20 protein-coding genes are annotated in these 25,468 nt (G+C 69.8%); 10 read left to right on the top strand and 10 right to left on the bottom strand.

Features of this window, described 5'->3' with window-relative positions; all coding sequences use genetic code 11:
• Positions 1-113: 113 nt before the first annotated feature.
• Positions 114-350, bottom strand: a complete 237-nt coding sequence (locus tag AXK60_RS15985) for a hypothetical protein (RefSeq protein WP_139057995.1) — start codon at positions 348-350, stop codon at positions 114-116.
• Between the two features lie 58 nt (positions 351-408).
• On the opposite strand from AXK60_RS15985, the gene AXK60_RS15980 reads away from it, so the two are divergent.
• The 3 genes from AXK60_RS15980 to AXK60_RS15970 all read left to right on the top strand — a co-directional run bounded on the left by AXK60_RS15980 (position 409) and on the right by AXK60_RS15970 (position 5,905).
• Positions 409-2,421 (top strand): glycoside hydrolase family 15 protein, encoded by a 2,013-nt coding sequence (locus AXK60_RS15980; RefSeq protein ID WP_068572469.1) that lies wholly within the window; start codon positions 409-411, stop codon positions 2,419-2,421.
• 27 nt (positions 2,422-2,448) lie between these two features.
• Positions 2,449-5,499, top strand: coding sequence for an alpha-mannosidase (locus tag AXK60_RS15975; RefSeq protein WP_068572467.1), 3,051 nt, complete (start codon positions 2,449-2,451; stop codon positions 5,497-5,499).
• A 139-nt stretch (positions 5,500-5,638) separates the two neighbouring features.
• Complete coding sequence (locus tag AXK60_RS15970; RefSeq protein WP_068572465.1) at positions 5,639-5,905, top strand: F0F1 ATP synthase subunit C; 267 nt, start codon at positions 5,639-5,641, stop codon at positions 5,903-5,905.
• A gap of 20 nt (positions 5,906-5,925) precedes the next feature.
• On the opposite strand, the gene AXK60_RS27095 is transcribed toward AXK60_RS15970, so the two are convergent.
• The 3 genes from AXK60_RS27095 to AXK60_RS15950 all read right to left on the bottom strand — a co-directional run bounded on the left by AXK60_RS27095 (position 5,926) and on the right by AXK60_RS15950 (position 10,611).
• Positions 5,926-7,728, bottom strand: coding sequence for an HNH endonuclease signature motif containing protein (locus AXK60_RS27095; protein WP_175400041.1), 1,803 nt, complete (start codon positions 7,726-7,728; stop codon positions 5,926-5,928).
• A gap of 463 nt (positions 7,729-8,191) precedes the next feature.
• Complete coding sequence (locus AXK60_RS15955; protein WP_068572459.1) at positions 8,192-8,581, bottom strand: inorganic pyrophosphatase; 390 nt, start codon at positions 8,579-8,581, stop codon at positions 8,192-8,194.
• Positions 8,578-10,611, bottom strand: a complete 2,034-nt coding sequence (locus AXK60_RS15950) for a M3 family metallopeptidase (RefSeq protein WP_068572458.1) — start codon at positions 10,609-10,611, stop codon at positions 8,578-8,580. Before AXK60_RS15950 ends, AXK60_RS15955 begins: the two co-directional genes overlap by 4 nt.
• Positions 10,612-10,696: 85 nt before the next feature.
• On the opposite strand from AXK60_RS15950, the gene AXK60_RS15945 reads away from it, so the two are divergent.
• Positions 10,697-11,071 carry a hypothetical protein gene (locus AXK60_RS15945; protein WP_139057992.1) on the top strand — a complete coding sequence of 125 codons (375 nt, stop codon included), beginning with the start codon at positions 10,697-10,699 and terminating at the stop codon, positions 11,069-11,071.
• 66 nt (positions 11,072-11,137) lie between these two features.
• Here the strand turns inward: AXK60_RS15945 and AXK60_RS15940 are convergent, their stop codons facing one another.
• Positions 11,138-11,791 carry a pentapeptide repeat-containing protein gene (locus AXK60_RS15940; RefSeq protein WP_068572454.1) on the bottom strand — a complete coding sequence of 218 codons (654 nt, stop codon included), beginning with the start codon at positions 11,789-11,791 and terminating at the stop codon, positions 11,138-11,140.
• Positions 11,791-12,759, bottom strand: a complete 969-nt coding sequence (locus AXK60_RS15935) for an NAD(P)H-dependent flavin oxidoreductase (RefSeq protein ID WP_068572452.1) — start codon at positions 12,757-12,759, stop codon at positions 11,791-11,793. The genes AXK60_RS15940 and AXK60_RS15935 overlap by 1 nt, the downstream gene beginning before the upstream one ends.
• Before the next feature lie 36 nt (positions 12,760-12,795).
• On the opposite strand from AXK60_RS15935, the gene AXK60_RS15930 reads away from it, so the two are divergent.
• Positions 12,796-13,908, top strand: coding sequence for a winged helix DNA-binding domain-containing protein (locus AXK60_RS15930; protein WP_068572450.1), 1,113 nt, complete (start codon positions 12,796-12,798; stop codon positions 13,906-13,908).
• 117 nt (positions 13,909-14,025) lie between these two features.
• Here the strand turns inward: AXK60_RS15930 and AXK60_RS15925 are convergent, their stop codons facing one another.
• The gene (locus AXK60_RS15925) at positions 14,026-14,427 is read right to left on the bottom strand and encodes a hypothetical protein (protein ID WP_139057991.1); all 402 of its coding nucleotides are present in this window, start codon (positions 14,425-14,427) and stop codon (positions 14,026-14,028) included.
• A 165-nt stretch (positions 14,428-14,592) separates the two neighbouring features.
• Positions 14,593-15,054 carry a MarR family winged helix-turn-helix transcriptional regulator gene (locus AXK60_RS15920; protein WP_068572446.1) on the bottom strand — a complete coding sequence of 154 codons (462 nt, stop codon included), beginning with the start codon at positions 15,052-15,054 and terminating at the stop codon, positions 14,593-14,595.
• A gap of 146 nt (positions 15,055-15,200) precedes the next feature.
• Between AXK60_RS15920 and AXK60_RS15915 the strand changes: the two genes are divergently transcribed.
• Together AXK60_RS15915 and AXK60_RS15910 are read left to right on the top strand one after the other, a co-directional pair.
• Complete coding sequence (locus tag AXK60_RS15915) at positions 15,201-16,391, top strand: MFS transporter (RefSeq protein WP_068572444.1); 1,191 nt, start codon at positions 15,201-15,203, stop codon at positions 16,389-16,391.
• Between the two features lie 35 nt (positions 16,392-16,426).
• Positions 16,427-17,251, top strand: coding sequence for an aldo/keto reductase (locus tag AXK60_RS15910; RefSeq protein WP_068572442.1), 825 nt, complete (start codon positions 16,427-16,429; stop codon positions 17,249-17,251).
• Positions 17,252-17,268: 17 nt separating this feature from the next.
• On the opposite strand, the gene AXK60_RS15905 is transcribed toward AXK60_RS15910, so the two are convergent.
• A complete protein-coding gene (locus AXK60_RS15905) occupies positions 17,269-18,207 on the bottom strand; it encodes a cation diffusion facilitator family transporter (RefSeq protein WP_068572440.1) in 939 nt (312 codons plus the stop codon).
• 10 nt (positions 18,208-18,217) lie between these two features.
• Positions 18,218-20,071, bottom strand: coding sequence for a translation elongation factor 4 (lepA, locus tag AXK60_RS15900; protein ID WP_175400040.1), 1,854 nt, complete (start codon positions 20,069-20,071; stop codon positions 18,218-18,220).
• Between the two features lie 135 nt (positions 20,072-20,206).
• Here lepA and betT point away from each other — a divergent pair, with 135 nt between their 5' ends.
• From betT to AXK60_RS15885, 3 genes are read left to right on the top strand one after another with little or no spacing between them, the layout of a single operon-like run.
• Complete coding sequence (gene betT, locus AXK60_RS15895) at positions 20,207-22,366, top strand: choline BCCT transporter BetT (protein WP_068572436.1); 2,160 nt, start codon at positions 20,207-20,209, stop codon at positions 22,364-22,366.
• Positions 22,363-23,880 (top strand): aldehyde dehydrogenase family protein, encoded by a 1,518-nt coding sequence (locus AXK60_RS15890; RefSeq protein WP_068572433.1) that lies wholly within the window; start codon positions 22,363-22,365, stop codon positions 23,878-23,880. The genes betT and AXK60_RS15890 overlap by 4 nt, the downstream gene beginning before the upstream one ends.
• Positions 23,850-25,460: a GMC family oxidoreductase gene (locus tag AXK60_RS15885; RefSeq protein WP_068572431.1), complete on the top strand. Its 1,611-nt coding sequence runs from the start codon at positions 23,850-23,852 to the stop codon at positions 25,458-25,460. Before AXK60_RS15890 ends, AXK60_RS15885 begins: the two co-directional genes overlap by 31 nt.
• Positions 25,461-25,468 lie beyond the last annotated feature (8 nt).

The following is a 25,468-nucleotide window of genomic DNA, read 5'->3' as shown; positions in this document are numbered from 1 at the left end:
CGAAGCGCGGTCAGCGCAGCAGCGCCCACGCGACCACGAGGAGCACCAGCAGCGCGATCAGCGCGAGCGTCACCTTCGACTTGGGCACCAGTGCCCGCCATCCGCCGCCTGTCTCAGACACTCTCGTCATCCCCTTCTCCGGCCTCATGACCTGCGGCGTCGGCGCGGGAGGCCCGCGCGAGGCGGGCGTCCAGCGTGTCGGCGACGAGGTCGATGAGGGCGCTCAGCACGCGCACCACCAGCATTGCGATCACCGCGAGTACAACCATGACCAGGCTGACCTGCAGCGCGAAGGGCAGACCCGTGAGCCACAGCTCCACCGAGTCCCACCACTGCGCGATCGCATGCACACGCCCAGCGTAGCGACCGCGCTGCGCGAACCGGTCGCCGTGCCTCATCATGGACTGCATGTCATCGAAGAACGACGCCCCGACCTCCGATGCCCCCGGCCCCGACACCGCCCTCGACGAGGTCTCCGGCCCCGAGGCGCTCATCACCGACACCCCGCCCCTCGGTGACGCGGTCTTCCCGCCGATCCACGACTACGCCTTCCTCTCGGACTGCGAGAACACCTGCCTGATCGCCCGCGACGGCAGCGTCGAATGGATGTGCATCCCCCGCCCCGACTCCCCCAGCGTCTTCGGCGCCATCCTCGACCGCGGCGCCGGCTCCTTCCGGCTCGCGCCGTACGGCGTGCGGGTCCCCGTCGACCGGCGCTACCTGCCGGGCAGCCTCATGCTCGAGACCACCTGGCAGACCTCCACGGGCTGGCTCATCGTCCGTGACGCCCTCGTGATGGGCCCGTGGCACGACACGCAGACCCGGTCCCGGACGCACCGTCGGACACCGACGGACTGGGACGCCGAGCACATCCTGCTCCGCACGGCCCGGTGCGTGTCCGGCACCGTCGAGCTGCAGCTCAACTGCGAGCCCGCCTTCGACTACAACCGCGCCGGCGCGGAGTGGGCCTACTCCGGCGACGGCTACGGCGAGGCCGTGGCGCGGGCCCGCACCGATTTCGGGGCGCACCCCGAGCTCAAGCTCACCACCAACATGCGGCTCGGCCTGGAGGGCCGGGAGGCCCGCGCGCACACTCGGCTCAAGGAGGGTGACGAGGTCTTCGTCGCCCTGTCCTGGAGCAAGCACCCCGTGCCGCAGACCTTCGCCGAGGCGGCGCAGAAGATGTGGTCGACGGCGGAGTCGTGGCGGCAGTGGATCAACGTGGGCCAGTTCCCCGACCACCCGTGGCGCACGTACCTGCAGCGTTCGGCGCTCACGCTCAAGGGCCTGACCTACTCGCCCACCGGCGCGCTGCTGGCCGCGTGCACGACCTCGCTGCCCGAGACCCCGGGCGGCGTCCGCAACTGGGACTACCGGTACGCCTGGGTCCGCGACTCCACCTTCGCCCTCTGGGGCCTGTACACGCTGGGGCTCGACCGGGAGGCCGAGGACTTCTTCTCCTTCATCGCCGATGTCTCGGGCGCCAACAACGGTGAGCGACATCCGCTGCAGGTCATGTACGGCGTCGGCGGGGAACGCACGTTGCACGAGGAGGAGCTCTCCCACCTCTCGGGGTACGACGGTGCGCGGCCGGTCCGGATCGGGAACGGAGCCTACGACCAGCGCCAGCACGATATCTGGGGCACGATGCTGGACTCGGTGTACCTGAACACCAAGTCGTCCGAGCGGATCCCGGAGACGCTGTGGCCGGTGCTCAAGGAGCAGGTCGAGGAGGCGCTCAAGCACTGGCGCGAGCCGGACCGCGGAATCTGGGAGGTGCGCGGGGAGCCGCAGCACTTCACGAGCTCGAAGGTGATGTGCTGGGTCGCTCTGGACCGCGGCGCCAAGCTCGCGGTCATGCACGGCGAGACCGACTACGCCCGCGAGTGGTCGGAGCAGGCCGAGGTGATCAAGGCCGACATCCTCGAGCACGGCGTGGACGAGCGCGGCGTGTTCACGCAGCGCTACGGCGCCCCCGCGCTGGACGCGTCGCTGCTCCTGGTGCCGCTGCTGCGATTCCTCCCCTCCGACGACCCGCGGGTGCGCGCCACCGTGCTGGCGATCGCGGACGAGCTCACCGAGGACGGCCTGGTCCTGCGCTACCGCGTCGAGGAGACCGACGACGGGCTCGCGGGCGAGGAGGGAACGTTCACGATCTGTTCGTTCTGGCTGGTCTCCGCGCTGGTCGAGATCGGCGAGGTCGCCCGCGCCCGGGCACTGTGCGAGCGACTGCTGGCGTACTCGTCGCCGCTGAAGCTGTACGCGGAGGAGCTCGACCCGAAGTCGGGCAAGCACCTCGGCAACTTCCCGCAGGCGTTCACTCACCTGGCGCTGATCAACGCGGTGGTGCACGTGATCCGGGCGGAGGACTCCTCCGGGCACGACGCGTCGGCCTTCCTCCCGGCGCATCCGACCCCCTGACGAGCGTGAGGCCGTAGGTTCACTGTCATGCACGACGACCGGCGGTTGACCGAAGAGCGTCTCGACAGATTCACCCGGGAGTTCCTGAACGGGGCGGTGTACTCGCACTCCGCCACGGTCACGGTGACGGCGTGGCCCGCCCCGGGCGAGCCCGTGCCCTTCGCGGAGGCGGCGGCCCAGGCGTTCACGCCGGTCTCCGCCGGCACGCCGTGGGGAGCGCCCTGGTCCACGCTGTGGTTGCACGTGACCGGGGCGCCGCCGTCGGACTGGACTGACGCCGACGGTGCGCTGGAGCTCCGCGTGGAGCTCGGCTTCACCGGCGGCCCGGGGTTCAACGCCGAGGGGCTCGCGTACCGGGCGGACGGCACCGTCGTCAAGGGGATCTCTCCGTTCAACGCCTACGTTCCCCTGTCCCCGGGCGAGCCGGTGGACCTGTACATCGAGTGCGCCGCGAACCCCGACCTGGGCGGTGACTTCGTCTCCCCCACCCACCTCGGTGACCGGGAGACCGCGGGCGACGGTCCGCTGTACCGGCTCGGGACGATCGACCTCGCGCTGCGCGATCGGACGGTGTGGGAGCTGCAGCAGGACGTGTGGACGCTGCACGGGCTGATGCACGAGCTGCCCTTCGACCTACCGCGCCGGCACGAGGTACTTCGCGCCCTCGAGCGGATGCTCGACGTGGTGGACCCGCACGACATCGCCGCCACCGCGTCCGCGGGGCGGGCGGCCCTGGCCCCCGCGCTGGCCTCGCCGGCCGCCGCGTCCGCGCACCGGATCACGGCGGTCGGCCACGCGCACATCGACTCGGCGTGGCTGTGGCCCGTCCGCGAGACGGCGCGCAAGTGCGCACGGACCTTCGCCAATGTCGTGGACCTCATGGACCGCGACCCGTCGTTCCGCTTCGCGTGCTCCTCGGCGCAGCAGTTCGCGTGGGTGCGGGACCGGCACCCGGAGCTGTTCGCGCGCATCAAGGATCACGTGGCGGCGGGACGGTTCGTCCCGGTCGGCGGCATGTGGGTGGAGGCCGACACGAACATGCCGGGCGGCGAGGCGATGGCCCGCCAGTTCGTGGCCGGAAAGCGGTTCTTCCTGCACGAGTTCGGGATCGACACCCCGGAGGCGTGGCTCCCCGATTCGTTCGGCTACTCGGCGGCGATGCCGCAGATCGTGGCCGAGGCGGGCTCGCGGTACTTCCTCACCCAGAAGCTGTCGTGGAACCAGACCAACCGGATGCCGCACTCGTCGTTCCTCTGGGAGGGCATCGACGGCACCGCGCTGTTCACGCACTTCCCGCCCGTCGACAAGTACAACTCGGACCTCTCCGGCGCGGATCTCGCTCGGGCGCAGAAGAATTACAAGGAGCAGGGCGTGGGCACGCGCTCCCTCGTCCCGTTCGGATGGGGCGACGGTGGCGGTGGCCCGACCCGGGAGATGCTCGCCGCCGCGGCGCGGACCGCATCGCTCGACGGTTCGCCGACGGTGACGGTCGGCACGCCGGTGGAGTTCTTCGACGCCGCCGCAGCGGAACTGGATCACCCCGCCCGATGGTCGGGCGAGCTGTACCTCGAGTTCCACCGCGGCACGTACACCTCGCAGGCGAACACCAAGCAGGGCAATCGGCGCAGCGAGCACCTGCTGCGCGAGGCGGAACTCTGGGCCGCGACCGCCGCGGTCCGGACCGGATTCGCCTATCCCCTGGAGGAGCTCGAGGAGATCTGGCACCTGGTGCTGCTGCAGCAGTTCCACGACATCCTGCCGGGTAGCTCGATCGCCTGGGTGCACAAGGACGCCGAGCACAACTACGCCGCCGTCGCGAAGCGCCTCGAGCGGATCATCGACGGTGCCCTCGCGGCTCTCGCGAACGGGTCGACGTCCGCCGGTGGGGGCGTGGCTCGGAATCGGCTCATAGCCCCGGTCGAGGACTCCTCCGCCGCCGCGTCGCACAGCCTGGTGTTCAACGCCGCTCCGCACGCCCGCGACGGGGTGCCGGCGCTGGGTGCCACCGCCATCCAGACCGCCCCCGCGATCTGCCCGACCGCCGAGGGCACGGCGTTCCGGCTGGACAACGGCGTCGTCTCCGCCCTGATCGACGCGCGCGGGCTCCTCGTCTCGGTCGTCGACGCCGCCTCCGGCCGCGAGGCGATGGCCGGCCCCGGCAACCTGCTCCAACTGCACCGCGACATCCCGAACCACTGGGAGGCGTGGGACATCGACTCCTTCTACCGGCGCGATGTCACCGACCTCGACGCGGTCGAGTCCGTGACGAGCGACGGTGACGCCGTCGTGGTGCGCCGAACGTTCGGGGACTCGTCGATCACCCAGCGGATCAGCCTGCGCGCCGGATCGCCGGCCCTGGACATCGTGTGCGAGATCGATTGGCACGAGCGGCAGAAGCTGCTCAAGCTGGCGTTCCCGTTCGACGTGCAGGCCGATCGCAGCGCCTCGGAGATCCAGTTCGGCCACGTCTTCCGCCCCACCCACGCCAATACTTCCTGGGACGCTGCGAAGTTCGAGATCTGCGCGCATCGCTGGGTGTACGTCGGCGAGCCCGACTACGGCGTCGCCGTGGCCAACGACTCCACCTACGGCCACGACATCACCCGCCGGACAGTCGATCCTGGAATGCCCGCAACCGGCACCGTCGTGCGCCTGTCGCTGCTGCGCGCTCCCCGCTACCCCGACCCGGAGACCGATCAGGGCTTCCACCGGCTCGCCATCTCCGTGCGCCCCGGTGCGACGATCGGCGACGCCGTCGAGGAGGGATACCGCCGCAACCTCGCTCCCCGCACCGTCGCCGGGTCGGTCACTTCGGTGGCTCCGCTCGTCACCGTCGATCACCCCGCCGTGATCGTCGAGGCCGTCAAGCTCGCCGAAGACGGCAGCGGAGATGTCGTCGTGCGCCTCTACGAGTCGCGCGGAACCCGCGCGGACGCGACGATCCACGCGGACTTCCCGTACCAGTCCGTGGTCCGCACAGACCTCCTGGAGCGCCCCGTCGCCGATCCCGAGTCCGCCGGTGACGTGCGCCTGATTTTGCGCCCCTTCAAGATCGTCACTCTCCGCTACCGCCGCTGAAGCGCCGAGTCCCGTCGCCCACGGGCACTGTCGAGCTCCCGCCCGAGCTCACCGGAAACGTCCGGCTGTCGGTGAGCCTTCCCGAAATTAGATCGATTGATCTATACTTAGATCAATCGATCTACGAAAGGTGGAACCCATGGCAGCGGACCCGGAACTGGTCAACGCGATCATCACCGCAGGCGCGATCTGCGGTGGAGGCGTGGCCCTGGCGGGAGGCACGATCGGTGCCGGCATCGGCAACGGCAACGCGGGTGCACAGATGATCGCGGGCGTCGCGCGACAACCCGAAGCGCAGCAGCGCATGATGGCGCCGTTCCTCATCACCGTGGGGCTCGTCGAGGCGGCGTTCTTCATCAACGTGGCGTTCATGGCGCTCTTCGTCTTCGCGACGCCGGGACGCTGACGGAGTGGGGCGAGGGCGGATCAGAAGGGCGGCGGACCGTCGAACGACGGGGCCGAGCGCGGAGTCGGAGCACCGATGACGCGCATCATGCCGGCCTCGATCTCGCTGACAGGCAGGGATTTCCGATTCTGTTCCGCTTCGTACGCGGTGATGTTGTCGCGGCGACGCCGCTCCCGGCGGGCGTGTTCGCGTTGCAGGCGGGTGCGGCCTCCCGGCCGCGCCGGGCTTTCCGCCTCGGCGGCGCTGACGTGATCCTCCGATCCCGACCCCGACGCCGCGGGGATGACCCATTCGACGCGGGCGAGGTCGGGGAAGAGGGTGAGGATGATGCCGGTGGGGTCGACGATGTAGTGCCGTCCGTGGGGTGAGGTCCAGAGGATCCGGCCGTCGGGCAGGCGTGCGTCGATCCACTCTCCTGCGGTCTTGAGCTGGCGGTGGCTGATGCAGAGCGGTTGGATCTGCTCGGCGGTGGTCTGCCCGCCGAGTTCGGGTGAGGTGTGGTCGTATTCGCGGCGGTGGTCGATCTGGGCCCTCGCCGCGGGTCGGTTGCAGTGCGGGAACACGCACCGGGGGTGGATCAGTCGCAGGTAGCGGCGTAGGTCCGCCGATGGCCGGTATCCGGAGCTTCCGCGTGCCCGGACGAGTGCAGGCGGGGCTCCGGGCGGGCTCGAGTCGCCCGGGTGAGGACCACCGTCGTCCGCACAGGTCTCCCCTGCACGTCCGTCGTCCAGATCTCCGTCGTCCAGAACTCCACCGTCCAGATCTCCGTCATCCGGGCCTTCGTCGTCTGGGCTGGTGTTGCCATCCGGTGCGTCGCCGTCCGGCCCGTGGTCGTCGGGTCCGAAGTCGAATCCGGTGCCACCGGGGTCGTCGTGTCCTTCGAGTCGCGCGACGATATCGCGCCAGGCCCACTGGAAGTCGATCGCGCCACGCGGCTCGGTCTCGCTGGAGGCGTCGCACGCCGCCCGGCTCGATAGTCCCGCAGCATCGTCGTGGTCGGTGATCCGGCGGCCGAACGGCCGGATGACCGCGTCCTCGCGGGCCGCCAGTGCCCGCGCCAGCGCCAGGCTGATCGGGCCGTACCCCTCGAGGTACGCGAGCCCGCCACGACGGCCGGGCGCCGGGTTCGATGCAGAGTCAGCGGCAGCATCTGCATCGACTCCTGCGTCAGCGTCTGCGCGGGCAACGGCATCTGCCTGCGCGCCTTCGTCATCGGCGGCACTGGCACCCGCGGCGCCCTTATCCGCGTGTGAGTCCGCAGCGGAGCTATCCTCCGGCACGCTCTGCTCGGGCGCACCCTGGTCGGGCGTGTCCGGATCGGCGAGGTCGGTCTCGTTGATGACCACGTTGATGAGGGTGACGAACCGGGTGATCACACCGTCCGCGTCGGGCTCGCCGTGGAACCGCGCCGTACGGTACTTGCACTCCGGGTTCGCGCACGCGCAGCCGAGGGTGCTGTACCCGCGGATCAACTGCGCCAACCCGTCGGCCTGCCGCTGCGGCACGGTCCGCGAGTCATCATCACAGACCGTGGTCGCGATGTACTGCACTCGGGCGGCGATGTCTTGCATATCCGGCGAAGGCAACAACGCGAAGGCCATCGCCATCCCGTCGTCCGCGGGGCGGAAGGTGACCTTGCGGTCCTGTTCGGCGAGCTTGCGACGCCGCTCCGCCGCGTCCGGGTCGATCGCACCGACCAGCAGATCCACCTGTTCACGCAGCGCGGGGATCGAGAGCACCTCGTAGTCGCGAGTGAGCCGCTCATGCAACGCCGCATCGAGATCACCGACCTGCGCGGCGCTGAGCACCCGCGAGCGCCCCAACGCGATCTCCGCCGCCTTCGGCGTGATGACGTTCTCCCGATCAACCCGAACACCTTCGGCAGCCGTTCGATCAACCCGACCGCGACCTCCACCACGTGCACCGCCGCGGCCGAACCCAGGCGCAGCAGGGTGGAGATCTGCGCACTCAAGGCGACCTCCGCCGCGGCCAACCGCTGCCGCGCCTCGACCGCCTCCCGGTAGTTCGCCGGCCGGGCGAGGTACTGCGCCTCATCATCGGCGTACAGGGCGCGGTGCAGCGCGTAGACCGCGGTCATCGTGCGGCAGTACGCAACACCCTCGACCCGCCGCTGTTCGAACAATACCTCCGCTACCGCACGATCCTCACCCCGTGCCTCAGCGAGCTCCCGAGGAACCAAATCCTCAGGGAGTTCACGTAATGCGTCCGGTAGGGCCATGACTCCATGATACGCCTATCCGTTCGATCACGCCATTGTTTAGAACACTACGGCATACCGATCGACGCAACCGTCCGTGCATGCCCCTCGCGAAGAACAAAGTGTCCGGCGAGCCCCAAGGAGTCGGCGAGGAAACCACGCACGGCATTGATTTCGGCCGCCGTACAATCGAGAAGCACCTTGGTCTCCACGTCGCGCTTACGCACGTCGGCCGTCAACACCACCGCGACGACCCCCACTCCGGCATCGGTGCCCACGAAGACGTCGACTCCCTCACCGTCACCGCCGGTCGTTCCCGCGAGAAACCCGTAGTCGAGCGGATAGATCGCCCGCGGATACCGGGGATGCGCCGTGCCCCGCGGGCGGTCGATGACCACCTTCGATGTCCGCACCAGCTCGTCGAGGACCCGGAAGTACTGCGTGGCATCGTCGCTCATGGAGTCAGGCCACGCCGCTCGAGCAGGGGCGCGATATCGGGATCACCGCCGCGGAAGTCGCGGTAGGCCTGCGAGGCGTCGACACTGCCGCCGCGGGAGAGCACTGCGACACGCAGCTTCTCGCCGTTCTCGCGCGTCGGTCCGTCGTGCGCGGTGAACCACGCGGAGGCGTCGGCATCGAGCACCTCGGACCAGATGTAACTGTAGTACCCGGCGCTGTAGCCGCCCGAGAAGATGTGGTTGAAGAACGGCCCGCGGTAGCGCGGCGGGACGCCCGGCACGTCCAACCCCGCGTCGGCGAGCGCGGCGGACTCGAAGCCCTCCACGTCGTCGACGACGGTGCCGGGCTCGATCGTGTGCCATGCCAGATCGATGACGGCCGCGGCCAGGTACTCGACGGTGCCGAATCCCTCACCGCGCGTGCCGGGCTCGAGAACCGACCGGCGAAGCCCCTCGGGCAGAGGCTCCCCCGTCGCGTGATGCCGGGCGTAGCCGTCGAGGATCGCGGGCCAGGCGGCGAACATCTCGTTGAACTGCGACGGGAACTCGACGAAATCGCGCGGCACGCTGGTGCCCGAGAAGTACGGGTAGGTCACTTCCGAGAGCAGGCCGTGCAGGGCGTGCCCGAACTCGTGGAAGACGGTGGTCACCTCGTCGCGGCTGAGCAGAGCGGGCCGCCCGTCCGGCGGGCGAACGAAGTTGCAGACGTTGATGATCACCGGCTGCGCGTCGAGCAGGCGGGACTGGTCCACGAAGCTCGTCATCCACGCCCCGCCCCGCTTGCTGGGCCGCGCGAAGTAGTCCCCGACGAACAGGCCGAGCGGCGCACCGTCGGGCCCCGTGACCTGCCAGGCGCGCGCGTCCGGATGGTGCAGGGCGAGGTCCGTGCGCTCGGCGAAACCCAACCCGTACATCCGCGAGGCCGCCTCGAAGACGCCCTTCTCGATCACGTTGTCGAGCGCGAGGTACTCGTTCAGCGCGGGTCCGGATCCGCCGTCGCCGGCCTGCGCACGCTGCTCGGCAACGCGGGCGTAGAAGGGCCAGTCCCAGGCCTCGATCGCATGGCCCGCAAGCTCTTCCAGCTCGGCGCGCTCGGCGGTGGCGTTACGCGCGGCGGGTACTGCCAGGTCGCGGAGCATGCCGAGGGCCGCCTCCGCCGTACCGGCGGTCTGGTCGGCGATCTGATAGGCGGCGTGGTGCGAATACCCGAACAGCGCCGCGCGCTCCGCCCGCCGGCTCGCGACGCGGGCGATCAGCTCCCGGGTGTCGTTCTCGCCTCCCCGGGTGTTCCTGCGCGACGACGCCTCGTACACCGCCCGCCGCGAATCGCGGTTCGTCAGGCGCGCGAGGTTCGGCTGATTGAGCGGGTAACCGAGGGCGAGGAGGTACCCGTCACGCCCGGCCGCCTCGGCGGCGGCGCGAGCTCCGGCGACGGCGTCCGCGTCCAGCCCGTCGAGCTCGGCCTCGCTCGCGAAATGCACTGCGGAGGCGTTCGTCTCGGCGAGAGTGCGCCGGGAGAACTCGGTGGTGAGCTCGGCGAGCTCGGTGTTGATGGTCCGCAGCCGCTCCTGGGCGGCGTCGTCGAGCCCTGCCCCCGCGCGAGTGAACCGGAGGTGGTAGCGCTCGAGCAGCCGAAGCTGTTCGGGATCGAGACCGAGTTCACCGCGCCGCGAGTGCAGCGCGTCGACGCGGCCGAAGAGCGCCTGGTCCATGAGGATCGCGTCGAAATGCGCCGACCACAGCGGCGAGATCGCGGCCTGCGCCGCCTCCAACGCATCGGTGCGATCGGTGGACGTCAACGAGAAGAACACCGCCGCGACGCGCCCCAGGTCCTGCCCCGCGCGCTCCATCGCCTCGACGGTATTGGCGAACGTGGCGGGCTCGGCATCGCCGGCGATCGCCGCGATCTCCCGACGGTGCCGCGCGAACCCCTCGGCGAACGCGGCCTCGAAGTCCGCGTCCGCGAACGCGGCGAAGTCAGGCAGGGCGAAGGGCAGGGTGCTGGGGGCGAGAACGGCGTCGACGGTCACCTCTCGAACCTACCGGGACAAGCCCCCACCCGATCTGAGTAGTTCCACGGATCCACCGAGCACAGGCATCCGCGACCGTGGACGTATGACACATCCGGTGGTTCCCCATCGTCGCCGTACCGGCCCGGTGATCGCAGATCTGGTCGTCGCCACGGTGCTGTGGGGGCTGCTCGTCCTCGCGGGCGGGCTCGCGATGTTCTTCGCGGTGATGTACTTCTCCGCGAGCGCGCCGGGTTGCGCCGCAGGAAGCCCGTGCGCAGCGCGCGAGCAGGCCGAGTTCGCGGTCGTCGTGCTGTCCGCGGGCGTGCTGGGCGGCTGGGCGGTCGCCGGAGTCGGCAGCGTCGCCTGCGCGGTCGTGCGGAGGTCCGTCTGGTACTGGCCCCTGCTCGGGATCCTCATCGCGTCCGCGGGCACTTGGTGGGGCTTCCGCCTGGTGATCGACGCGGGCGGGCTCCGGTGACCTCAGTCGGAGACGCTGACACCCACGTGCGTGGCGAGGATCTCCGCGAGTCCCGCTCAGGTGACGTCAGTCGGTGACGCTGATCCCGAAGTGCGCGGCGAACACCTCCGCCAGGCCGACGACCTGCAAGTGCGACATCGTCGCCCCGGAGATGCCCTCGATCCCGCGGATCCGCTCCACCTGCAGACCGCGCAGGTCCACGTGCTGCAGCTTCGCACGCGTCACATCGAGCTCGCCCGCGCGGCAGTCCTCGAACGCCACGCGGGTCAGGGTCGCGTCACCGGCGTCGATGCCGTCGAGCACGCACTCCCGGAACACGACATCGGTGAGTGCGGCGCCCCGCAGGTTCACGAATCCGAGACGGACGCCGGTGAAGACGACGGAGCGCAGTTTGGAGTCCATCAGCTCGACGGCGCCGATGCGGGCATCGTCGACCTCGACCTGCCGGAAGGTCGAGCGGGACGCCCGGAAGCCCGTCGCGAACAACGAGGAGATGCGGGTCTCGAGGAACGCCGACTCGGTGAACACCGCGTCGCGGACCTCCCACCCGACGAGCTCGCACTCGCTGAAGGTGATCCCGCCGAGGTCGCGGCCCTTGACCGTCGGTTCGGCGAACCGCTGCCGGTCGTGGGTGTCTCCGGGGATGAGATCGTCGGTGACGCCGTCCTCGAGGTCCGGCAGCCGCAGCGGCGTGATCTTGGGTGCGACGAGGCCGGCCATCAGCCCAGCACCTCGGCGACGGCACGGAGACGGGCCTCGGCATCCGCCGCGATCGACGCCACCACCTCGCGGGCGGGGCGCACCTCGTCGACGAGGCCCGCGGCCTGTCCGGCGTAGACGACACCGAGCTCGGGCATGGCACCGTCGTACGCGGCGCTGACGGCCTCCTCGGTACTGGACGAGGCGTCCACCCCGTCGCCGTCGTGCCACCGTTCGGTGAAGTCGTTGGTGAGCGCGCGCCCGAACCACCGCGTGGGCCAGGGCTGATGCCGGGCCTTGTCGAAGACATCGGTGTAGACGGTGTCGACGCTGCGGGCCTTCAGCAGCGCGGGGATCGCGTACTCGGGGCCGATGGTCTCGGGCGAGGCGAGCAGCGCCGTGCCGACCAGCGCGCCCTGTGCCCCGGCCGCGAGCACCGCCGCGAGGCCCGCGCCGCTGCCGATGCCACCGGCCGCCAGCACGGGAAGATCCGTCGCGCGGAGCACCTCCTGCAGCAGTGGCAGGGTGGCGATGCGGCCGGTGTGCCCGCCGGCCTCACCGCCCTGGGCGACGACCGCGTCCACGCCGGCGGCCTCCACCTCGCGCAGGTCATCAACGGAGTTGATCTGCGAGATCACCACGGCCCCCGCGTCCTTGACGCGCTGCACGAAGGGCGCGGGATCGCCGAAGGACAGCGAGACGAGCTTCGGCTGCGCGGCGAGCACGGAGTCCAACAGCTCGGGGCTGTCCGCCAGCGACCAGGTCTGCAGGCCGAAGGCCAGCGGCGCATCGCCGCCGGCGGCCGCGCGGATGACGCGCAGTTGCTCGTCGATCCATTCGGGCGTGGCGTAGCGGGCAGCGCCGATCATGCCCAGCCCGCCCGCCGCTGTCACCTGCCCGGCGAGCTCGCCCCCGGCACGGCCGCCCATGGGGGCACCGATGATCGGCAGGTCGATGTTCAGGGTGCGCGTCAGCCAGGTGTTCCACACACCGACGAGGCTACGCCCGTGGCAGGATCATCACTCATGGCCGTATCCGTGGACCCTGAGATCCGCCGTATCCGCGCACTCAGGCTTCGAGCCCAGGGGTTGGTGCCCGGCGTTCGGGACTGGCGCACAGCGGAGGACGCCGCGCGCGGGATGCTCGCGATCCAGGCGCAGGACGGTGCGGCGGCCCGGTTCGCACTGTCCCTGCGCGCCGCGGATCATCCCGACGATGCCGCCGTCCTCACCGATCTGGCAGAGGGGCGTATCACCCGCAATCGGCCCGCGCGGGGCACGCTCCAGATCACGGCCGCCGAGGATCTGCACTGGCTCAGTGCCGCGCTCACCGACCGTTCGCGGACCGAGGCCGCCAAGCGACGTCCGGCACTCGGACTCTCGGACGCCATGGTCGACGGTGCCGAGCGGACCATCCGCGCGGAACTGGCGGGCGGAAAGGTCCTCACGCGTCCACAACTCGTGCAAGCGTGCGCGGAGAACGGGGTCGTCCTCGACAACGGTCAGGCCGGGCACGTCCTGCGGCATCTCACCGAGCTCATGGCGATCGTGTTCGCCGATCCCGCGTCGAAGACCGATGTCTTCGCCCTGGCCGACGAGTGGATCGCAGATCGTCGGGAGCCGGATCACGCACTGGGCGAAATGGTCTCGCGGTTCGTCGCGGCCCGCGGCCCGGTGACCCGGCAGGACATCGGCAAGTGGGCGTACCTGCCGATGGGAGCCGTCGACGAGGGCATCACCGCCGCGGGCCGCGCCGTCGAGACCGTCGAGCTGGCGGGGACGACCTACCTGGTCGCGCCCGGCACCGTCGACATCACCGACGCGGAGGTCGACGAGGCGCTCGCGCGCCCCCTCCTCCTCCCCGGATTCGACGAGTACATCATCGGATACGGTTCCCGCGCACCGCAGCTCGACGAGCAGTACCTGGCGCGGATCATCCCCGGGCGCAACGGTGTGTTCAAGCCGATGATCGTCGTCGACGGCGAGATCGTGGGCACCTGGAGCCGGAAGGCCACAGCGAAGAAGGTCACCGTCGCGCTGGAGCCCTTCACCTCGCTCACCGCTGCCACGAAACGACGCCTCGCCGAGCCAGTGCGCGACTACGGACGGTTCCTCGGTCTCGGGGCGGAACTCGCGTAGCGCGAACGGTATCCGTGTCCGCGCGGGACATCGCCGTTCGAGAGTGGACAGCGCGGACGACGAACCCGGGACACGGGCCCTGGGTCCCGGGGTCGTCGAATCGGTTGCGCGGACGCGTCAGTTGCGCGCCATCCAGCTGTTGTTGCCGCCGTTCAGGTCGTAGGTACTGGTGGAAGCGGTCACCGGGATCGCCCGGAAGGGGCAGCCCCAGCTGGGCACGACCTGCTCGATCTGCAACGAACGTCCCGCACGGAGTTCGCCGGCCGACTTGCTGACGCCGCCGTTGAACCAGACGGTGACGTCGTGCGCCACCCCCGGGCCGTTGTTGGTGACCCAGCCGTGGTCGATCAGCGAATTCGGCTCGGCCCGACCGGGCAGCGGCCCACCGCAGCTGACGTATCCGAACGCCTGTAGATCCACGTACGGGGGCGCAGGATCCGCCGAGGCCGTACCGACCGAGAGCATCGTCGCCACACCCGCGACCGCGAGCCCGAACACTCCCGTTGTCCTCATCTTCATGGTTGATCTCCCCAATCCTCCGTCGAACGACGACCGGCCGCAGCAGCGACCCAGCGTCAGTGTGACGCCGGTCACATTGTCGCGCGTCCGAGACGGAAAACCAACCTTTGGCGCTACGGCTGAGACGAAAGCGGCTGAAGTTTCCCGTGATTCAGGCGAGTCGCGTCACGCGGACGTTTCCACCACCGGCGCCTGCACCTGGATCGCATCGACCAGCGGGCGCAGTTCGGGCTGTCCCGCAGCCTCGGACAGCGCCTCCCGCAGCACCCGCTCCTGGGTCGGACGCGCCGCAGTGAGGAGATCCCACCCCGCCGGGGTGAGCTCGGTGTAGATGCCGCGACGGTCGTCCGCGCACAGGATCCGGGTCAAGAGACCCCGATCCTCGAGCCGGGTGACGAGGCGCGTCGTGGCACTGCTGGACAGCGCGGCGGCACGCGCCAGCTGGCGCATCCGCATGTGCCAGCCATCCTGCCGACTGAGCGCGTCGAGCACTGTGAACTCGACGACGGAGAGATCGTGCCCCGCCTGCAGCGAGCGCTCGAGATCGTTCTCGATCAGCGCATGCAGCGCGACCAGCGTGCGCCATCCCCGTGCGCGGATCTCCACCGCATCGTCGGCGATACCCATGGTGAGGACCCCTTTCGTCGTAACTACGAGCATAGCACCTTGCGAAGATTATCGGCGTGTGCAACTATCTATTCGTTGTGTGTGCAACTACTGCAGACGCCGGTGATTGCAGACGCGCCAACCATCCCGACTTCCTAAGGAACCTCATGCCCATCGCGCTGTTCGCGCTCGCCCTCGGGGGCTTCGGCATCGGACTGACCGAGTTCGTCATCATGGGACTGCTCCCCGAGGTCGCGCGCGACTTCGCCGTCAGCGAGACCGTGGCCGGCTACCTGATCTCCGGCTACGCGCTGTCCGTGGCCATCGGCGGCATCATCCTCACCGCGGCGCTCGGCCGGGTCAATCGCAAGCACGCCCTCCTCGGACTCCTCGTCCTGTTCATCGTGGGCAACCTGATGTCGGCACTCGCCGGTACCTACGAATTCATGCTGGCCGGCCGGATCGTCGCCGCCCTGTGCCACGGCGCGTTCTTCGGCATCGGCGCCGTCGTGGCAGCGGACCTCGTCGCCGAGAACCGCCGCGCCGCAGCGATCTCCATCATGTTCGCCGGACTGACCGTCTCGAACGTGCTCGGCGTGCCGCTCGGCACGTTCCTCGGACAGGCCGCGGGCTGGCGGTCCACCTTCTGGGCAATCACGATCATCGGCGTCCTCGCCCTGATCGGTATCGCCGCACTCGTCCAGAACACCCCCGCCGCCCCCGCCGGCAGCAACCCCTTCGCCGAGTTCCGCATCTTCCGCAGCCGCCAGGTGTGGCTGTCGATGCTGGTCACCGTGCTCGGCTACGGCGGCATGTTCGGCGCCTTCACCTACATCGCATTCACCCTCACGGAGGTCGGCGGCTTCGCGTCCTCGTCCGTGCCGTGGCTGCTCGTACTGTTCGGCGCGGGCCTGTTCGTCGGCAATCTGCTCGGCGGGCGGGCGGCGGACCGGAACCTGCCGCTCACGCTCATCGTGCTGCTCGCCGCGCTGACGGTGGTCCTCGGCGTGTTCGCACTGACCGCCACCTCGCAGATCGCCACCGTCGTCGCGCTGATCCTCATGGGCGCCTTCGGCTTCGCCACCGTGCCCGGACTGCAGATGCGCATCATGAACTACGCCGACGACGCCCCCACTCTCGCGTCCGGCGCGAACATCGCCGCCTTCAACCTGGGCAACGCGTTCGGCGCCTGGGCCGGCGGGCTCACCCTCGCCGCCGGGCTCGGCTACGTCTCCCCGCTCTGGGTGGGCGCTGGCATCACCCTCGCCGGTCTCGTCGCCTACCTCATCGCCGCCCGTGTCCGCGGAGGCGAGTTCGACCGCTCCACCGACTCGGCGCCGATCCCCGTCGCCGCCTGACTGCCCCTCCCTCCACCAGAACCCAGGAGTACCCCATGACCACCATCCCGAACATCACCCTCAACGACGGCATCCTCATGCCCCAGGTCGGCTTCGGCGTCTTCCAGGTGCCGGACGACGAGGCGCAGCGCGCCGTCGAGACCGCACTCGAGGCCGGCTACCGCAGCATCGACACCGCGATGATCTACGGCAACGAGACCGGCGTCGGCCGGGCACTCGCGGCCTCGGGCGTCGCCCGCGACGAGCTCTTCGTCACGACCAAGCTGTGGGTCGCCGACCTCGGCGCGGGTAAGGCGCGCGCCGCCCTGGACGCGAGCCTCGAGCGACTCGGCCTCGACCACGTGGACCTGTATCTCATCCACTGGCCCGCGCCCGCGACCGACGACTACCTCGACACGTGGCGCGAGCTGCAGGACCTGCGCGGCACGGGTACCCGATCGGTCGGCGTCTCGAACTTCGCGCCCGAGCACCTCGACCGCGTCGCCGCGCTCGGAGCGCCGCTCCCGGCCGTGAACCAGATCGAACTGCACCCCTCACTGCAGAATCGGGAGACCGTGGCCGCGAACCGGCGCCACGGCATCGCGACCGAGGCCTGGAGCCCGCTCGCCCAGGGCGCCGCACTCGGCTCCCCGGCCGTCCTCGCCGCCGCGGAGCGGCACGGTGTCAGCCCCGCCCAGGTGGTGCTGCGCTGGCACGTCCAGAACGGCACCGTCGTCATCCCGAAGTCGGTGACGCCCAGCCGGATCGCCGCGAACCTGGACCTGTTCGGCTTCGCGCTCGACGAGGACGAGACCGCCGCGATCGATGCTCTCGAGGCCGACGGCCGCACCGGACCGCACCCGGAATCCTTCAACGGCTGAGCGTTCAGCGAGCTGGCTCAGTCCAGGCGCCAGTCCTCGTAGGCCCGCGGGTCGTCGATCGGCTCGATGTGCACAGTGATCCGCAGGTCGTCGAACAGCGCGTCGAGGTCCGCCTCGACCTCCTCGGTGACGTCGTGGGCGCGCTGCACGGTCCAGTCGCCGGGCACGAGCATGTGCATCTGCAGGAAGCGCTCGTGCCCGGACTCGCGGGTCCGAACGTCGTGGAAGTCGATGCCCGCGACCCGGTGGCGGTCGAGCACCTCGTCGATCTGCGCTCGCTCCTCGACCGGCAGCGCGGCGTCCATCAAGCCGGCGCCCGACTGCCACACCAGGCGCGCACCGACGACGAGGATGTTCACCGCCACCGCGATGGCGATGAGCGGGTCCAGCGGTAGCCACCCGGTGAGGGCCACCAGCAGGACGCCCACGATCACACCGGCCGTGGTCCACACGTCCGTGATCAGGTGCTTCCCGTCGGCCTGCAACGCGAGCGAGCGGTGCCGGCGGCCGACCCGGATCAGGTAGAGCCCGACGAGCCCGTTGAGCACCGTCGCCGCGACGGAGATCGCGAGGCCCAGCCCCACCTGCTCCAGTGCCTGCGGGTTGAGCAGCCGATCCACCGCGGAGACGATGATGACCACCGCGGCGACCACGATCATGACGCCCTCGAGCACCGCCGAGAAGTACTCGGCCTTGGTGTGCCCGAAGTTGTGGTCGTGGTCCGCCGGCTTGGCCACCACCTTGAGCGCCACGAACGCTGCGACGGCCGCGACGATGTTGACGGACGACTCGGCCGCGTCGGAGAGCAGGCCGACGGAGCCCGTCAGCCGCCACGCGAGGATTTTCAGCGCGATCACGACGATCGAGGTCGCGATCGACAGCAGGGCGAAGCGCGACAGGTCCTGCCGGACGCCAGGACCCGCGCCCGGGGCTGCCGGGCTCGACGGTGCGGTCACCGTCGGGACACTACTTGCCCTTCGGCTTGTCCGCCGAGGCGTCCGACGAGAGCGCGGCGACGAAGGCCTCCTGCGGGACGTCGACCCGGCCGATCGTCTTCATCCGCTTCTTGCCCTCCTTCTGCTTCTCGAGCAGCTTGCGCTTACGGCTGATGTCGCCGCCGTAGCACTTGGCGAGCACGTCCTTGCGGATGGCGCGGATGTTCTCGCGGGCGATGATCTTCGAGCCGATCGCGGCCTGCACCGGCACCTCGAACTGCTGGCGCGGGATGAGCTCCTTGAGCTTGACGGTCATCTTGTTGCCGTAGGCCTGGGCACCGTCGCGGTGCACGATCGCGCTGAACGCGTCGACCGCCTCGCCCTGCAGCAGGATGTCGACCTTCACCAGGTCGGACTGCTGCTCGCCCGCCTCCTCGTAGTCGAGGGAGGCGTAGCCGCGGGTCCGCGACTTCAGCGAGTCGAAGAAGTCGAAGATGATCTCCGCCATCGGCAGCGTGTACCGCAGCTCCACGCGGCTCTCCGACAGGTAGTCCATGCCGCCGAGCTCACCGCGGCGCGACTGGCACAGCTCCATGATCGTGCCGACGAACTCGCTGGGCGCGATGATCGTGGTCTTGGTGATCGGCTCGTAGGTCTCGCGCATCCGGCCGTCGGGCCAGTCCGACGGGTTGGTGACGATGAGCTCCTTGCCGTCCTCGCCGACCACGCGGTAGACCACGTTCGGTGCGGTCGAGATCAGGTCGAGGCCGAACTCGCGCTGCAGCCGCTCGCGGGTGATCTCCATGTGCAGCAGCCCGAGGAAGCCGCAGCGGAACCCGAACCCGAGGGCCACGGAGGTCTCCGGCTCGTACGTCAGCGCGGCATCGTTGAGCTGCAGCTTGTCGAGCGCCTCACGCAGGGCAGGGTAGTCGGAGCCGTCCACGGGGTACAGGCCCGAGTAGACCATCGGCCGCGGCTCCTGGTAGCCGGTGAGCGGCGTCTCGGCGCCCTTGCGCGCGGTGGTCACGGTGTCGCCCACCTTCGACTGCCGCACGTCCTTCACACCGGTGATGAGGTAGCCGACCTCGCCCACGCCGAGCCCCTTCGAGGCCTTCGGCTCGGGCGAGACGATGCCCACCTCGAGCAGCTCGTGGGTGGCACCCGTCGACATCATCTGGATCTTCTCGCGCGGGACGATCTTGCCGTCCACCACGCGGATGTACGTGACCACGCCGCGGTAGGTGTCGTAGACCGAGTCGAAGATCATCGCGCGGGCGGGCGCGTCGGCATCGCCGACGGGGGCCGGCACCTTCTGGACCACCCGATCGAGCAGCGCGTCCACGCCGGCGCCGGTCTTGCCGGACACGCGCAGCACCTCGTCGGGCTCGCAGCCGATGATGTGCGCGATCTCCTCGGCGTACCGGTCCGGGTCCGCAGCGGGAAGATCGATCTTGTTGAGGACCGGGATGATCTCGAGGTTCTTGTCCATCGCCAGGTACAGGTTGGCGAGGGTCTGGGCCTCGATGCCCTGTGCGGCATCCACCAGCAGAATCGCGCCCTCGCACGCCTCGAGTGCGCGGGAGACCTCGTAGGTGAAGTCGACGTGACCCGGCGTGTCGATCATGTGCAGGACGTAGTCCTCGCCGTCCACGGACCACGGGAGGCGCACGTTCTGCGCCTTGATCGTGATGCCGCGCTCGCGCTCGATGTCCATCCGATCGAGGTACTGCGCACGCATGGCGCGCGCCTCGACGACCCCTGTGATCTGCAGCATCCGGTCGGCCAGGGTGGACTTGCCGTGGTCGATGTGCGCGATGATCGAGAAATTTCGGATACGCGAGGGCTCGGTGAAGGTCTCGTCGGCGAAGCTGGGAATCGGTCTCACTCCTCGGGCGGCTGGCCGGGTCCCCGGCACACGTCACCGTCCAGTTTCTCATGCCGCCTCGCGCGGCCGCACCGCGGTGAGCGAGTCCCGGCGACTACGTCCGGTTTCACCCGGGTCCCGGTAACGTCGAAAGGCATGAGTGATTCTGAATCCTCACGAACATCGAAACCAGTAGACACGACATCGACACCGACGAGCTCCCTCAACCGCCGAGTCTTCATCGCCGCCGCAGGCTCGGTCCTGGCCTTCGCCCTCTGGGCACTCGCCTCTCCCGAGACCGCGGAGAGCGTGATCAGCGGCGTCGTCTCCTTCATCACCACCTGGTTCGGCTGGTGGTACTTCCTCCTCGCGACGGCCATCGTCGGCGTGGTCGTGTTCATCGGCCTCAGTCGCTACGGTCGCTACCGCCTGGGGCCCGAGGAGTCCCGCCCCGAGTACAGCCTGTTCACCTGGACCTCCATGCTCTTCGCTGCGGGGATCGGCATCGACCTGATGTTCTTCTCCGTCGCGGAGCCGGTGAGCCACTACCTCAATCCCCCGGTCGGTACGGGCGAGAACAACCACGCCGCGCGGGAGGCCGTCACGTGGACCGTGTTCCACTACGGCGTCACCGGCTGGGCCATGTACGCGCTGATGGGCGGCGCCCTCGCCTACTTCGCCTTCCGGCACAACCTCCCGCTCACCATCCGCGCCGCGCTCTACCCGATCCTCGGCAGGCGCGTGCACGGACGTCTCGGCGACGCGGTCGACGTGGCCGCGGTTCTGGGCACCATCTTCGGCATCGCCACCTCGCTGGGCATCGGCATCGTCCAGCTGAACTACGGCCTGCACGAGTTGTTCGGCCTGCCGCAGGGCAAGGCCGCGCAGATCGGCCTCATCGTGCTGTCGGTGATCGTCGCGACGATCTCCGCGACCTCCGGCGTCGACAAGGGCATCCGCCGGCTCAGCGAGCTCAACGTGATCCTCGCGATCCTGCTGCTCGTCTACATCCTGGTCGCCGGCCGGTCCGACTTCCTGCTCAACGGCCTGGTGCAGAACACGGGCGACTACCTGTCGACCTTCCTCGACCGCACGATGGACACCTTCGCGTGGGGCCAGATCAGTCCCGAGTCCGCGGGCAACGATCCGTCCGGCTGGCTGGATTCCTGGACGCTGTTCTTCTGGGCGTGGTGGGTGGCGTGGGCCCCGTTCGTGGGACTCTTCCTCGCCCGCATCTCGCGGGGCCGCACGCTGCGCCAGTTCGTCTTCGGCGTCCTCGTCGTGCCCTTCAGCTTCATCCTGGTGTGGATCTCGATCTTCGGCAACAGCGCACTCGAGGTGGCCCGGGGCGACAAGCCCTTCGCCGAGGCGACCGCGTCGACGCCCGAGGTCGGGTTCTACTCGCTGCTCGAGAAGTACCCCGGCGCACCGCTGTTGCTCGCGATCGCGACCATCACCGGACTGCTCTTCTACGTCACGAGCGCCGACTCCGGCTCGCTGGTGATGGGCAACTTCACCAGCAAGCTGTCGGATCCGATGGCGGACTGCGCCCGCAGCACGCGGATCTTCTGGTCGTTCGCGATCGGCCTGTTGACCCTCGCGATGCTGTTCGCCGGCAACGAGGGTTCGATCGTCACTCTGCAGAAGGCGACCATCATCATGGGCCTGCCCTTCTCGTTCGTGCTGGCGTTGGTGGGCCTGTCGCTGCTGCGGGCCCTGCACACGGAGTCGTACAAGCACGACAGTTATCGGACGGCGCTGCCCAAGTCCCTCGCTGCGGGTCGGGGCGGCGGCGAGTCCGGCAGCTGGCGCCGGCGCCTCCTCGCGACGATCCATTACCCGAGCCGCGCCGCGACCCTGAAGTTCCTGGAGAACGCCGTCGCACCCGCCATGCGGGACGTGGCAGCCGAGTTCGCCGCCGAGGGCATCTCGGCGACGATCGACGAATCGGGCCGCAGCGAATCGCTGCCCTCCCCCACGCTCACCGTCGACCTGGCCGGCGAGCCGCACTTCGAGTACTGCGTGTGGCCCGTCTCCGCCCCGGCGCCGAGCTACGCGGTGCTCGCCCAGCGTTCGGCCGACCGGTACTTCCGGTGCGAGGTCTACCTCGCGGAGGGCTCGCAGGGCTACACGCTCAACGGCTACACGCGCGAGCAGATCATCGGCGACATCCTCGACCAGTACGAGCGCCATCTCGGCTACCTGCATCTGCGCCGCGCGGCGACCGACCATCACGACGGCGACGACGAGACCGACGGCACCCTAACCGATCCCGACCCGGAAGCGTCCACAGAACCCGAAGGGACACCCGCATGACCGAACCCACCCTGTTCATCGACGGCACGTGGCGCCACAGCGCCGACGGTGGTACCCGCACCATCGTCTGCCCCGCCGACGGCACCGACGTCGGCGTGGTCGACGAGGCGACCGCCTCCGACACCGGAGCCGCGATCACCGCCGCCCGCCGTGCCTTCGACACGGGCCCCTGGCCGCACGTCCCGGCCGCCGAACGGGGCGACCTGCTGCTGCGGGTGGCCGACGAGATCGATCGGCGGCGCGACGATTTCGCGCGGGCCGAGACCCTCGACACCGGCAAGCGCCTGTACGAGTCCGAGCTCGACATGGCCGACATCGCGGCGTGCTTCCGCTACTTCGGCAAGCTCGCCGGCCAGGACTCCGGGCGGATAGTGGACGCCGGATCCGCGGATGTCGCCTCGCAGATCGTGTACGAGCCCGTGGGCGTGTGCGGGATGATCACGCCCTGGAACTACCCGCTCCTGCAGGCTGCGTGGAAGGTCGCGCCCGCGCTGGCCGCCGGGGACACCTTCGTGCTCAAGCCCTCCGAGCTCACCCCGCACACGTCGATCCTGCTGATGCAGGTGCTGCAGGAGGTCGGCCTGCCAGAGGGCGTCGCCAACCTGGTGCTCGGCGCCGGGGCACAAGCCGGCGCTCCCCTGTCCACCCACCCGGACGTCGACCTGGTGTCCTTCACCGGCGGCCTGGTGACCGGCCGGATCATCGCCGCGAACGCCGCCGGCACCGTCAAGAAGGTGGCACTGGAGCTCGGCGGCAAGAACCCCAACGTGATCTTCGCCGATGCGTGCGCGACGCCGGAAGGCCTTGCCGCGGCGGTCGACAACGCGCTCAACGCCGCCTTCCTGCACTCCGGCCAGGTCTGCTCCGCGGGCGCCCGGCTCGTCGTCGAGGCGTCCGTGCACGACGCCTTCGTCGACGAGTTGGTCCGGCGTGCGGAGGGCATCCGGCAGGGCCTGCCGCACGCCGAGGGCACCGAGACCGGGCCGCTGATCTCGGCCGCGCATCGCGATAAGGTGCACACGTACGTCGAGAAGGCGCGTGCCGACGGCGCGGTCGTCCGCACGGGCGGCGCGTTCGCCACCGGGGACCAGGGCTCGGGGCCGCTGGACGGCGGCTTCTTCTACCTCCCGACGGTGCTCGACCAGTGCGATCCGTCGATGGCGTGCGTGCACGACGAGGCCTTCGGGCCAACGGTCACCGTCGAGACCTTCGAGACCGAGGACGAGGCCGTGGCGATCGCCAACGACACGGAATACGGTCTGGCGGGCGCGGTCTGGTCGGCCGACGGAGGGCGCGCGAAGCGGGTCGCGCGGCGCCTGCGGCACGGCACCGTCTGGATCAACGACTTCGGGCCCTACCTCCCCCAGGCCGAGTGGGGCGGCTTCGGCGCCTCCGGCATCGGGCGCGAGCTGGGCCCCACGGGCCTCGGCGAGTACCTCGAGGCCAAGCACGTCTACGAGAACCTGCGGCCGTCCGTCACCGGATGGTTCGCCGAGCGGAAGGACGATCAGTGACTGCACCCGAATCCGGCCAGGAGGCCTTCGACTACGTGGTGGTGGGCGCGGGATCGGCGGGTGCAGCCGTCGCCGCCCGCCTGTCCGAGGACCCGACGGTGACCGTCTGCCTCCTGGAGGCCGGACCCTCCGACGTGGGCGACGAGGCGATCCTGCGACTCGACCGCTGGATGGAGCTTCTCGAATCGGGCTACGACTGGGACTACCCGATCGAGCCTCAGGAGAACGGCAATTCGTTCATGCGGCACGCCCGCGCGAAGGTGTTGGGCGGCTGCAGTTCCCACAACAGCTGCATCGCCTTCTGGGCACCGCGCGAGGATCTGGACTCGTGGGAGCGCGACCACGGCGCGGCGGGTTGGGGCGCGGATTCGGTGTACCGGCTGTATCCGCGGATCGAGACCAACGACGCCCCGGGCGAGCACCACGGACGCTCCGGACCGGTGCACATCATGACGGTGCCCCCGAACGACCCGTGCGGCGTCGCGCTGCTCGACGCGTGCGAGGAGGTGGGCATCCCGCGTGCGGAGTTCAACTCCGGGACCACGGTGACCAACGGCGCCAACTTCTTCCAGATCAACCGCCGCGCCGACGGGACGCGGTCGTCCTCGTCCGTGAGCTACCTGCACCCGGTCCTGGACCGGGAGAACCTGACGATCCGCACCGGCGCCTGGGCCAAGCGAGTCGTCTTCGACACGTCCGGCGATCAGCCGCGTGCCACCGGCGTGGACATCACGGACAACGCGTTCGGGCGCACCACGGCCGTCGAGGCGCGGCGCGAGGTGATCGTCAGCGCGGGTGCCATCGACTCACCGAAGCTGTTGATGCTCTCCGGAATCGGGCCCGCGGACCACCTGCGGGAGACCGGCGTCGACGTGCTCGTCGACTCCCCCGGCGTGGGCGCGCACCTGCAGGACCACCCGGAGGGCGTGATCGGCTTCGAGACCTCGCGACCGATGGTCCGCGAGTCCACCCAGTGGTGGGAGATCGGGATCTTCACGCCCACCGAGTACGGCCTGGACCGGCCGGACCTGATGATGCACTACGGCAGCGTCCCCTTCGACATGCACACGCTCCGCCAGGGCTACCCCACGGCGGAGAACACCTTCTGCCTCACGCCCAACGTCACCCACGCGCGCTCGCGCGGCACCGTCCGGCTACGCACCCGAGACTTCCGCGACAAGCCGAGGGTCGACCCGCGGTACTTCACGGACGCCGAGGGGCACGACCTGAAGGTGATGATCGCCGGGATCCGCAAGGCGCGCGAGATCGCGGAGGCGGGACCGCTCAAGGACTGGGTCGAGCGCGAGCTCTACCCCGGCCCCGGCGCCCAGACGGATGCCGAACTGGCCGACTACATCCGGCGCACGCACAACACCGTGTACCACCCCGCGGGCACGGTACGGATGGGCGCCGTCGACGACCCGATGTCACCCCTCGATCCGGAACTGCGGGTCAAGGGCGTCGCCGGCCTGCGCGTCGCCGACGCCTCGGTCTTCCCCGAGCACACGACGGTGAACCCGAACATCACCGTGATGCTGGTCGGCGAGCGCTGCGCGGAACTGGTCGCAGCAGGTCACTGACCGCGACG

This window comes from Tsukamurella pseudospumae, assembly GCF_001575195.1.
Lineage (GTDB): Bacteria > Actinomycetota > Actinomycetes > Mycobacteriales > Mycobacteriaceae > Tsukamurella > Tsukamurella pseudospumae.
This window is presented reverse-complemented; position numbering and strand designations above follow the sequence as displayed.